Origin of the sequence: Streptomyces anandii JCM 4720 (genome assembly GCF_014650655.1) — a bacterium.
Lineage (GTDB): Bacteria > Actinomycetota > Actinomycetes > Streptomycetales > Streptomycetaceae > Streptomyces > Streptomyces anandii.
Window position 1 is genome coordinate 240713 of record NZ_BMVJ01000004.1, and the last position, 10508, is coordinate 251220.

Annotated in this window: 10 protein-coding genes and 1 pseudogene; 6 read left to right on the forward strand and 5 right to left on the reverse strand. The window is 74.7% G+C overall.

Annotated features, from left to right (window positions below; genetic code table 11):
* Positions 1-147: 147 nt before the first annotated feature.
* The 3 genes and pseudogenes from IE249_RS09770 to IE249_RS09780 all read right to left on the reverse strand — a co-directional run.
* Positions 148-1080: a M56 family metallopeptidase gene (locus tag IE249_RS09770; protein WP_189704373.1), complete on the reverse strand. Its 933-nt coding sequence runs from the start codon at positions 1078-1080 to the stop codon at positions 148-150.
* A gap of 6 nt (positions 1081-1086) precedes the next feature.
* Positions 1087-1542, reverse strand: a complete 456-nt coding sequence (locus IE249_RS09775; protein WP_189704374.1) for a BlaI/MecI/CopY family transcriptional regulator — start codon at positions 1540-1542, stop codon at positions 1087-1089.
* A 60-nt stretch (positions 1543-1602) separates the two neighbouring features.
* Positions 1603-1816: pseudogene (locus IE249_RS09780) on the reverse strand (PepSY domain-containing protein); the annotation flags it as partial.
* Between the two features lie 15 nt (positions 1817-1831).
* Between IE249_RS09780 and IE249_RS09785 the strand changes: the two are divergent.
* Entirely contained in the window at positions 1832-2476 is a 645-nt protein-coding gene (locus IE249_RS09785) for a peptide deformylase (RefSeq protein ID WP_189704375.1), read from the forward strand.
* 109 nt (positions 2477-2585) lie between these two features.
* Here the strand turns inward: IE249_RS09785 and IE249_RS09790 are convergent, their stop codons facing one another.
* Positions 2586-4016, reverse strand: coding sequence for a dihydrolipoyl dehydrogenase family protein (locus IE249_RS09790; protein WP_189704376.1), 1431 nt, complete (start codon positions 4014-4016; stop codon positions 2586-2588).
* A 143-nt stretch (positions 4017-4159) separates the two neighbouring features.
* On the opposite strand from IE249_RS09790, the gene trxA reads away from it, so the two are divergent.
* Entirely contained in the window at positions 4160-4546 is a 387-nt protein-coding gene (gene trxA / locus IE249_RS09795; RefSeq protein WP_189704377.1) for a thioredoxin, read from the forward strand.
* A 184-nt stretch (positions 4547-4730) separates the two neighbouring features.
* The gene (locus IE249_RS09800) at positions 4731-5870 is read left to right on the forward strand and encodes an FAD-dependent oxidoreductase (protein WP_189704378.1); all 1140 of its coding nucleotides are present in this window, start codon (positions 4731-4733) and stop codon (positions 5868-5870) included.
* Positions 5871-5893: 23 nt separating this feature from the next.
* Here the strand turns inward: IE249_RS09800 and IE249_RS09805 are convergent, their stop codons facing one another.
* Positions 5894-6634, reverse strand: a complete 741-nt coding sequence (locus IE249_RS09805) for a TetR/AcrR family transcriptional regulator (protein WP_229857969.1) — start codon at positions 6632-6634, stop codon at positions 5894-5896.
* Positions 6635-6753: 119 nt separating this feature from the next.
* Here IE249_RS09805 and IE249_RS09810 point away from each other — a divergent pair, with 119 nt between their 5' ends.
* From IE249_RS09810 to IE249_RS09820, 3 genes are all read left to right on the forward strand, one after another.
* Positions 6754-7317 (forward strand): NAD(P)H-dependent oxidoreductase, encoded by a 564-nt coding sequence (locus tag IE249_RS09810; RefSeq protein ID WP_189704380.1) that lies wholly within the window; start codon positions 6754-6756, stop codon positions 7315-7317.
* Between the two features lie 168 nt (positions 7318-7485).
* Positions 7486-8466, forward strand: coding sequence for an alpha/beta hydrolase (locus IE249_RS09815; protein WP_189704381.1), 981 nt, complete (start codon positions 7486-7488; stop codon positions 8464-8466).
* A 164-nt stretch (positions 8467-8630) separates the two neighbouring features.
* On the forward strand, positions 8631-10508 hold a 1878-nt coding region (locus tag IE249_RS09820; protein ID WP_229857980.1), incomplete at its 3' end, for a SpoIIE family protein phosphatase.

The window sequence follows — 10508 nt, forward strand, 5'->3', positions numbered from 1 at the left end:
GCGGCCACGCACCTGCGGGTCGCCTCGGCGCTGGCGGGCGAGCTCGAAGGCGTGTGAGACCACACGGCCGGCCGAGACCCAGGACCCCGGTGTCGCCGGGGTCGCCTGGGTCGCCTGGGTCGCCTGGGTCGCCTGGGTCGCCTGGGTCTACAGCGGTGTCGCCGCGTGCAGGAGCAGGAACAGGGTGACCGCGGAGTTCGCCGAGGACATCGCGGACACCGCCGCGCCCGCGGCGGCGCCCCAGACCGCCGCCCCCACGCCCGTGAACAGCGACGGCCAGTCGCGGGCGGCGGGCGCGGGAGCCAGCAGGGCGGCGACCCGGCGCGGCACCGGTCCGGTGGCGGCCAGCGCGGCGAGCGTACGGGCGGGCGCGGGCGCCGACAGCAGCGCCGCCCTGCCGATGGCCCGAGCGACCACGCGCCGGTCGCCCACCGCGCGGGCCGCGTCCTCGTCGGCCCAGCGCTCGGCGGTGTAGACGACCGTGGAGCGCAGCGGCCGCAGAAAGGGGTTGGCGCGGGCCGCCAGGTGGACGGCGAGCAGATGGCGGTGGTGCCGGGCCGCCAGATGGGCCCGCTCGTGCGCGAACAGCGCCCGCCGCTCCGCGGGCCCGAGTCCGGAGAGCAGTGCGGTGGTGACGACGATCCGGCCCCCGTGCGCGCCGGGCAGGGCGTACGCGTACGGCTCGGGGGCGGGCAGGACGACGACCGTGGTGCCGGGCAGTCCGGCCAGGGCCCGCCGGGCGCGCCGGATCACCCGACGGTGGGCCAGCAACGTACGCCCGCACGCCACCGTGACCGCGCCGAGCGCGGGGATCGCCGCGCGCCCCGCGATCCCGTCGTGCGGGACGGCGGCCCTGACCTCCGGGTCGGACCAGGCGTCCGGCAGCGGGTTGCCGGGCAGTTGGGCGGTGCCGACCACCATGAGCAGGGCGAGGCACAGGGTGCTGCACCCGGCCATCACGACGGCGACCGACGTCAGCAGCCGGGTGGCGGTGCGCGGGTGCAGACGCGGGGCGGCCAGCCGGGCGACCGGCCACGCGGACAGCGGCAGTACCAGCGGCAGGAGGACGAAGACTCCCATGAGGCGTCAGTCTCCCCCGCCGCCGTCTTGAAGGCCCTCCTCGCCGATGTCCGCGGCGCCGGCACCCGTGGCCGCGGTGTCCGCGGCGCCGGTGTCCGCCGCCTCCAGCAGCGCGCGCAGCACCTGCTCGTCGTCCGGCGGCAGCGCGGTGACGAAGCTGGCGAGGACAGCCTGGCGGTCGCGCTCGCCGTCCAGCAGACGGCGCATCCGCAGTGCCGCGAGGCGGGCCACGTCGGCGGTCGGCGTCCACACGAAGGAACGGCCCCGCCGCTCCCGGCTCACCACGTCCTTGGCCAGCAGCCGGGTCAGGATGGTGACGACGGTGGTGTAGGCGAGGTCGCCGCCGAGCCGCTCCTGCACCCAGGCCGCGGTGACCGGGCCGTCCGCCTCGCGCAGCGCGCCGAGCACCTGGCCCTCCAGCTCGCCCTGCCCGCGCCGGGCCCGCCGGTGCTGCGTCGCCATCTACCCTCTCCCTCCGGCCCCCGCGCTCCCTTCGGCGTCGGCGTGTCGCTCCACGCTACTTCACGCCGCCGCCCCGTACCGGCGCCGTCCGCGCCGGTGGGCGATCTCGCCGGGCACGACGTCGACCACGGCGAACGCGGCGAGCGGGATGCCGAGCAGCGGCACGTACCAGCCGAGTACGGCGACCCCGGCGAGCAGCGCCACGTATCCGCGGCGGCACGTGCTGCCAGGCGCCGCGCGGGACCGGGCGCCTTACGGCGTCGGGCCGGCGCCGTGGCATGCTGGCGTGATGGCTACTCCTCGTGCGCACCGGTCCGTTGCCGAGCAGGTCGAGGAACTCCTCGCCTCCGAAGGGCCGTTGAAGATCGTGGCGGCCGGTGATCCGGTGCTGCGGCGGCCTTCGGAGCCGTACGAAGGCCAGTTGGGGCCGGAGCTGCTGGGCCGGTTCGTCGAGGCGCTACGCCTCACCATGCGGGCGGCGCCCGGCGTGGGACTGGCCGCGCCACAGGTCGGGGTGGGGCTGCGGATCGCGGTCCTGGAGGACCCGGCGCCGGTCCCCGAGGAGGTGCGCCGGGTGCGCGGGCGGGTGCCGCAGCCGTTCCGGGTGCTGGTCAACCCGGCCTACGAGCCGCAGGGCCCGGCGCGGGCCGCGTTCTTCGAGGGCTGTCTGAGCGTGCCGGGCTGGCAGGCGGTGGTGGCCCGGCACGCCGAGGTGCGCCTGACGGGGCAGGACGAGCACGGGGGCCCGCTCGACGAGGTGTTCACGGGCTGGCCCGCGCGCATCGTGCAGCACGAGACCGATCACCTCGACGGCACGCTCTACCTGGACCGCGCCGAGCTGCGCTCGCTCTCCTCCGGCGAGGCGATGGCCCGGCGCTGGTCCCAGCCGGACCCCGGGGCAGCCGCACGGGCGCTGGGCTTTCGACTGCCCTGAGGGGCCGACTGGCTCGCCCTCCCCTTCAACGCAGTAGACGAATCAGGGCAGTTGACGCCTCAGAGCGGTCGATGCCTCGAGCCGGTCGACTCCTCAGGGGCCGAGCCGGTCAGCCGCGGAAGGCCTCCAGGAGGCGCAGCCAGACCTCGCTGAGCGTCGGGTAGGACGGGACCGCGTGCCAGAGGCGTTCGACGGGGACCTGTCCGGCGACGGCCACGGACGCCGAGTGGATCAGTTCGCCGACACCGGGGCCGACGAAGGTGACACCGCGCAGGATGCTCTCGTCGAGGTCGACGACCATGCGGGCCCGGCCGCGATAGCCCTCGCCGTACAGCCCCGCGCCGGCGACGGAGGTCAGGTCCACGTCGACGGCGCGGACGCGGTGGCCGGCCTGCTCGGCCTCCGCCAGCGACAGGCCCACGGCGGCGGCCTCCGGGTCGGTGAAGACGACCTGCGGTACGGCGTGGTGGTCGGCGGTGGCGGCGTGCGCTCCCCACGGGTCCGTCTCGAGCAGGGGCACCCCCGCGGCCCTGGCCCCGATGACGTCGCCGGCGATCCGCGCCTGGTACTTCCCCTGGTGGGTGAGCAGGGCGCGGTGGTTGACGTCCCCGCAGGCGTACAGCCAGTCGCTGCCCTCCACGCGCAGGGTGTCGTCCACCGCGAGCCAGGAGCCGGGTTCCAGTCCCACGGTCTCCAGGCCGATGTCGTCGGTGCGCGGGGCGCGGCCGGTGGCGAAGAGGATCTCGTCGGCCTCGACACGGTCACCGGCGTCGATGACGGCCACGACCGTGCCGTTCTCACGGGTCACCGAGGTGACCGAGGTGCCGGTGCGGATCTCGGCGCCCGCCTCGGCCAGGGCGTCGGCGACCAGCTCACCGGCGAAGGGCTCCATGCGGGAGAGCAGTCCCTTGCCCCGCACCAGGACGGTGACCCGGGAGCCGAGCGCCTGGAAGACGGTGGCCATCTCGGTGGCGACCACTCCGCCGCCGACCACGATCAGCCGCCCCGGCACCTCCTTGGCGCTGGTTGCCTCGCGGCTGGTCCACGGCCGCACCTCGTCCAGGCCCGGCAGTCCGGGCAGCTGGGCCCGGGTGCCGGTGCAGACGGCGACGGCGTGCCGGGCGGTCAGGGTGACCGCCTTCCCGTCCCCTCCGGTGACCGTCACCGTGCGCGGACCCGCCAGCCGGCCGTGCCCGCGGTACAGGTCGGCGCCGATGCCGTCGAGCCAGCGGACCTGGCCGTCGTCGTGCCAGTGGGAGGTGTACTCGTCACGGCGGGCGAGGACTGCTGCGGCGTCCAGGGGACCCTGGACGGCCTGGCGCAGTCCGGGCAGCCGGCGGGCGTCCGCGCGCGCGATGACCGGGCGCAGCAGGGCCTTGCTCGGCATGCAGGCCCAGTACGAGCACTCGCCGCCGACCAGTTCGCTCTCCACGACCGCGGTGGAGAGGCCGGCCGCGCGGGTGCGGTCGGCCACGTTCTCCCCCACGGGTCCGGCACCCAGCACCACGACGTCGTACGCGATGGTTTCCGTTTCCGTCATGGGGTCAGTCTGGTGGGTGGTGTGCGCCGTGGCCACACGGGTACGCGCGCGGGATACGCGCTGGAATACCCATAGGGTCGGCCGTGTTGTGCCGACGGCTTCGCCCCCACGCGGGGAGCCCCCACCAGGAAGAGGGATACGTCATGAGCAGCACCGTGGAGCTCACCAAGGAGAACTTCGACCAGATGGTCACCGAGAACGAGTTCGTTCTCATCGACTTCTGGGCGTCCTGGTGCGGGCCGTGCCGTCAGTTCGCCCCGGTCTACGAGAAGGCGGCCGAGGACAACCCCGACCTGGTGTTCGGCAAGGTGGACACCGAGGCGCAGCCGGAGCTCGCGGCGGCCTTCGGGATCCAGTCGATTCCCACGCTGATGATCGTGCGCGACCAGGTCGCCGTCTTCGCCCAGCCGGGCGCGCTGCCCGAGTCGGCGCTGGCGGACGTGATCGGCCAGGCCCGCAAGCTGGACATGGACGAGGTCCGCAAGTCGGTCGCCGAGCAGCAGGCCCAGGGCGAGCAGGGCGGCCAGTAGGGCGAACAGGGCACAGGCTCCCGCAGGGGCCCCTTCCGCGCACGAGCGGAAGGGGCCCTTTCTCTTGGCCGCGCGCGCCGAACCGTTCTCCACGATCAGGTTCCTCACGAACGTATTCTTGACGAACTTGTTCGTCACGAACATGTTCGCTACCCTACCCCGAGCGCCAGCCCAAGGAGGGCCCATGACCACCACCCCGCACCACCCCATCGCCGTCGTCGGCGCCGGTCTCGGCGGGCTCACGCTCGCCCGCGTGCTGCACGTGCACGGCATCGAGGCGGCGGTGTTCGACCTCGACGCCTCGCCCGGCGCACGGACCCAGGGCGGCATGCTCGACATCCACGACGACTCCGGCCAGGAGGCGCTGCGCGCGGCCGGGCTGCACGAGCGGTTCCTGGAGCTGGTCCTGCCCGGCGGCCAGGCCACGCGGGTGCTCGACAAGGACGCCGTGGTGCACCTGGAGGAGGACGACGACGGCGCGGGCGGCCGGCCCGAGATCGACCGGGGCGACCTGCGAGACCTGCTGCTCGGCTCGCTGCCCGAGGGCACCGTCCGCTGGGGCGCGAAGGTCACCGGCGCGCGTCCGCTGGGGGGCGGGCGGCACGAGGTGGATCTCGCCGACGGCACCTCGTTCACCACCGACCTGCTGGTCGGCGCGGACGGCGCCTGGTCCCGGATCCGCCCGCTTCTCTCCTCGGCGCGACCCGTCTACACGGGGGTGTCCTTCGTCGAGGCGGATCTACTGAAGGCCGATGTGCGCCATCCGGTACTGGCCGAGCTGGTGGGCGACGGCTTCTTCTTCGCCCTGGCTGCCGGGCAGGGCTTCCTCGCCCACCGTGAGACCGACGGCAGCGTGCATCTGTACGTGGCGCTCGAAGTTCCCGAGGAGTGGCTCGACGGCATCGACTTCACGGACACGCAGACCGCGAAGGAGCGGATCCTCGAGCACTTCACCGACTGGGACAAGGCCCTGCGGGCCCTGGTAGCGGACGCCGACGAGGCACTGGTGCCGCGCCGGATCCACGCTCTGCCCGCCGGTCACCGCTGGGACCGCGCCCCGGGGGTGACACTGCTGGGCGACGCCGCCCATCTGATGTCACCGTTCGCGGGCGAGGGCGCGAACCTCGCCATGCTCGACGGGGCCGAGCTCGGCCGCTTCCTCGCCGCCCGGCCGTACGACGTGGAGGCCGCGCTCACCGCGTACGAGGAGCGGCTGTTCCCGCGCGCCGGGGCGGCCGCCGAGGACTCCGCACGCGGCGCCGCCCTGCTGTTCCGCGAGGACGCGCCGCGCGGTCTCGTGGAGATGTTCGCGGCCCACGGCTGAGGCCGGCCATGAGCGCGAGCCCGCTATGCGGGCGGCCCGGCCATCCCTTCGCAAGCGCCCTCCGCGACACCGTCCGCGACGCCCTCCGCAGCGCCGTGAGGCGTCCCGGTCACGGACGTCCCGGTCACGCGGGCGACCAGGTCGCGCCAGCCGGCCTGGAGCCGTTCCATCGGCATCTGGCACTGCTTGACCAGGTGGTGGATCAGGGCCGGTTCGAGATAGCTCATCAGCACGTGGCCGAGGAGTTCGGTGTCGGCCTGCGGGACCACCTGCCGCAGCAGCATGACCACGTGACTGTGCCGCACCCGGTGCGGCGGCACGACGAAGCGGCGGTCCGCGCACGGCTCGGCCGCCAGCTGGAGCTCCAGGTCGTCGGTGGCCCGGCGCAGCGCGGCGCAGCCGAACGCCGACAGGCGCTCCACGGGCGGCGCGCCCGGCCCGAGCGGGGCCGGGCCGCTCAGGAACGAGGCCTGGAACTTCTTCTCCGAGTGGTCCAGCAGCGCGGTGAGCAGGCCCGTGCGGTCGCCGAAGCGGCGGAAGACGGTGCCCTTGCCCACCTGGGCGGCCGCGGCCACCGCCTCCATCGTGAGGCCGGCCGCACCGTGCTCGGCCACCAGGCGCGCGGCCGCGTCCAGCAGCCGGGCCCGGTTGCGCGCCGCGTCCGCCCGCAGGCACGGCTCGTCCACGCCGGTGCCGAATTCGAGCAGTACCGGCTTCTCCACGGGCTCCTGAGGCTTCGGGAAGGGCGGCAGCGGGCTGGACATGAAGACAGCGTAAAGCATGGGAACAAAACTGGACCACGGTCCGGTTAGCCTGGTAGAAAATTAAGCGGACCTCGGTCCGGATATGTTTCGGCAGCGTTTCACCCCCCTTGGAGTCCCCCATGTCTGTTCGCATCCTCGCGCTCGTCGGCAGCCTTCGCGCCGGTTCGCACAACCGTCAGCTGGCCGAGGCGGCGGTGAAGCTCGCCCCCGCGGGCGCCGAGGTGGTCCTGTTCGACGGCCTGGCCGACGTCCCGTTCTACAACGAGGACATCGACGTCGAGGGCGCCGTGCCGGCCCCCGCCGCCGAGCTGCGCGCCGCCGCCCAGGGCGCCGACGCCTTCCTGCTCTTCTCCCCCGAGTACAACGGCACCATCCCGGCCGTCCTGAAGAACGCCATCGACTGGCTGTCGCGTCCCTACGGCGCGGGCGCCTTCGGCGGCAAGCCGGTCGCCGTGGTGGGCACCGCGTTCGGCCAGTACGGCGGCGTCTGGGCGCAGGACGACACCCGCAAGGCCGTGGGCATCGCCGGCGGCAAGGTGATCGAGGACATCAAGCTGTCCATCCCGGGCTCCGTGACCCGCTTCGCCGAGACCCACCCGGTCGACGACGCCGAGGTCGCCGCGCAGCTGACCGAGGTCGTCGCCCGCCTGCACGGCCACGCGGGCGAGGCCGTCGCCGCCTGATCCCCGCCGGGACCGGGCAGCCGCCTCACATCGTGCGAGGCCGGAGGGGCCGGAGCTTCCACAGCTCCGGCCCCTCCGCCGTCCCCGCGCCTCCGTACCTCCGCGACTTCTGGCATACGCGCGGGTACTCGCACCCTCGCCGTAGGAGCCACCTTGCGAGGAGACGCCATGACGCCGGTCCCGGTCCCGCCCCCCTTCGACCCCGAACTCGCCGCCGCCCTCGAGGAGGTCGCCGGGACGCTCGGGCCGGGCCTGACCCCGCAGGACATCGAGACCGCCCGGCGGAGCCCGGCCGTCGAACTGTCGGCCGCGCTGGACGTGACCATGGACGGCGCCTTCAAGGCGGAGGACCGCGAGGTGCCGGGGCCGCCGGGCGCGCCCCGCGTGTCCCTGCTCATCTGCCGGCCGACCGCGCCGTCGACCGGCAGACCGCGGCCCGTCATCTACCACGTGCACGGCGGCGGCATGGTCCTCGGCAACAGCAGACTCGGCGTCGAGGCCGCCCTGAACTGGGCGAAGGAGCTGGACGGGATCGTGGTGTCGGTCGAGTACCGGCTCGCGCCCGAGCACCCGCACCCGGCACCGGTCGAGGACGTGTACGCGGGCCTGCTGTGGACCGCGGAACACGCCCCGGAACTCGGCGGCGACCCGCACCGCATCGTCCTCGCCGGCGCCAGCGCGGGCGGTGGCCTCGCCGCCGCGCTGGCGCTGCTCCTGCGGGACCGCGGGGGCCCGCGGCCGCTCGGCCAGATGCTGATGTACCCGATGCTCGACGACCGCAACGACACCCCCTCCGCCCACCAGATGGCGGGCATCGGCACGTGGGACCGTACGGCGAACGAGACCGCGTGGACGGCGCTGCTCGGCGACCGGCGCGGGGGCCCGGACGTGTCGCCCTACGCGGCGCCCGCGCGCGCCGAGGACCTCTCCGGGCTGCCGCCCGCCTTCCTCGACGTCGGGTCGGCGGAGACCTTCAGGGACGAGGTCGTCGCCTACGCCTCCCGCATCTGGCAGGCCGGCGGAATGGCCGAACTTCACGTCTGGCCCGGCGGCTTCCACGGCTTCGACGGCTTCGTCCCGCAGGCGGCCCTGTCGCGGGCGGCGCGGGCGGCGCAGCTGGACTGGCTGCGCAGGCTGCTGGCGCGGTGAGGGCGCCGGTGCCGGCCGCGCGCCGCCGGGCGGATCCTCGGTGCTCTCCGGCTCTGCGTTGGTGCTCCGTCGCCCTCGGGAAGATGCTTGTCAGTAGAGCCCTGGCCGTACAGGTCCCGCGCGCGGTGCGGGACGACGAACGAGCAACGGCGAGATGAGCGGCGATGGAGCGACTTCCCACCTCCCCCGGCGAGCGCCCGGCCCGTGGCCCGGTCCCGCCCGGGGACTCGTCCGAGGCGATCCGCACCACCCAGGCCACCCTGGAGGAGTGGGCCTTCCACCAGTCCCCCTGTCTGCTGGCGATCTTCGGCACCGACCTGTGCCTGCTGCGCGTCAACGAGGCGATGGAACGCGCGCTCGCACGCACGCAGGACGAGTTGCGCGGGCTGCGGCTCGCGGACATCGCGCCCGGCCCGTCCGGCGAGGAGACCGCCGGACGGATGCGTACGGTCCTGGAGACCGGCGAACCCCAGCACGCCGAGGCCGTCCTGCGCACCGAGGACGCCGGTCCGCGGGCCGGCCGGCCCGTCACCCTGACCCCTCTGAAGGACGGCGACGGACGGGTGTGCGGGGTGTGCCTGGCGGCACAGGACGGTCTTCCGAACCCCGCTGCCGCCGAGCGGCAGAACGCGCTGCGGCTCAAGGACGCGGCAGCCCGGCTCGGCACCACCCTCGACCTCGGGCGCACCGTGCAGGAACTCGGGGACGTCACCGTGCCGCTGCTCGCCGACCTGACGGCGGTGGACCTGATGGACTTCCCCCGGTCCGCCGAGGACACCTCCCCGGCCGCCGCGACCGAGCCGGTCGTCCTGCGGCGCGCCGCACTGCGGTCGGTGGACACGCGCGAACCCGAACCGGCCAGTGCCGTGGGCGGGACGACCGCCTACGCGGCCGCGTCCCCTCCGGTACGGTGCCTGGTCACCGGCCGGCCCGAGCGGTACACGGCGGCCGAGCCGGCGTTCGGCCGCTGGCTGGAGCACGACGAGGCGGCCGCGTACTTGCGCACCCTGGGAGCCCACTCGTTGCTGGCCGTGCCGCTGCTGACGGGCGGCACCACGCTCGGCGTTGTGCTCTTCGGGCGCCGCCGCGACCGGGAGCCCTTCGGGCCGGAGGACGTGCTGATCGCCGAGGAACTCGCGGCCAGGGCGGCCGTCAGCATCCACAACGCCCGCCGCCACACCAGGGCCCGCACCACGACCATGGCCCTGCAGCGCAGCCTGCTCCCGCAGACCCTGCCCGACCAGACGGCGCTGGACGTCGCCTCCCGCTATCTGCCGGCCGGCAGCCAGGCGGGCGTGGGCGGCGACTGGTTCGACGTGATCCCGCTGTCCGGCGCGCGGGTGGCCCTGGTGGTGGGCGACGTGGTCGGGCACGGTATCCGCGCCTCGGCGACCATGGGCCGGGTACGGACCGCCGTGCGCACCCTGGCGGACGTCGACCTGCCGGCCGACGAGCTGCTCACCCACCTCGACGACCTGGTCCTGCACCTGTCCGTGGAGGAGGGCAGCGCCACCGACCCGGCCGCCGAGACCGCCGGCGGCATCGGCACCACCTGCCTCTACGCCGTCTACGACCCGGTGTCGCGCCGCTGCACCCTGGCCCGGGCCGGCCACCCGCCGCCCGCCGTGGTCACCCCGGACGGCGCGGTGCGCTTCCTGGACGTGCCGGCCGGCCCGCCGCTCGGCCTGGGCGGACTGCCCTTCGAGGCCGTGGAGACCGAGCTTCCCGAGGGCAGCGTCCTCGCCCTCTACACCGACGGCCTGCTGGAGGCCCGCGACCACGACATCGACGTGGCGCTGGACAAGATGTTCGCCGAGCTCGCCCGCCCGGCGACCACCCTGGACACCGTCTGCGACCGGGTGCTGACGGCCCTGCTCAGCCACCGTCCCGACGACGACGTGGCGCTGCTGGTGGCCCGCACCCGGGCGCTGCACGCCGACCGGGTCGCCGCGTGGGACCTGCCCTTCGACGCCTCCGTGGTCGCCGACGCCCGCCACTACGCGGACAGCCAGCTGACCGCTTGGGGCCTGGAGGACGCCGCC

Excerpts from the sequence above, each read along its gene's own strand:
- IE249_RS09785 (WP_189704375.1), top strand. The coding sequence starts at position 1,832 with ATGGCTACTCCTCGTGCGCACCGGTCCGTTGCCGAGCAGGTCGAGGAA.
- IE249_RS09770 (WP_189704373.1), bottom strand. The coding sequence starts at position 1,080 with ATGGGAGTCTTCGTCCTCCTGCCGCTGGTACTGCCGCTGTCCGCGTGG.
- IE249_RS09790 (WP_189704376.1), bottom strand. The coding sequence starts at position 4,016 with ATGACGGAAACGGAAACCATCGCGTACGACGTCGTGGTGCTGGGTGCC.
- IE249_RS09805 (WP_229857969.1), bottom strand. The coding sequence starts at position 6,634 with ATGTCCAGCCCGCTGCCGCCCTTCCCGAAGCCTCAGGAGCCCGTGGAG.
- IE249_RS09800 (WP_189704378.1), top strand. The coding sequence starts at position 4,731 with ATGACCACCACCCCGCACCACCCCATCGCCGTCGTCGGCGCCGGTCTC.
- IE249_RS09810 (WP_189704380.1), top strand. The coding sequence starts at position 6,754 with ATGTCTGTTCGCATCCTCGCGCTCGTCGGCAGCCTTCGCGCCGGTTCG.
- trxA (WP_189704377.1), top strand. The coding sequence starts at position 4,160 with ATGAGCAGCACCGTGGAGCTCACCAAGGAGAACTTCGACCAGATGGTC.
- IE249_RS09815 (WP_189704381.1), top strand. The coding sequence starts at position 7,486 with ATGACGCCGGTCCCGGTCCCGCCCCCCTTCGACCCCGAACTCGCCGCC.
- IE249_RS09775 (WP_189704374.1), bottom strand. The coding sequence starts at position 1,542 with ATGGCGACGCAGCACCGGCGGGCCCGGCGCGGGCAGGGCGAGCTGGAG.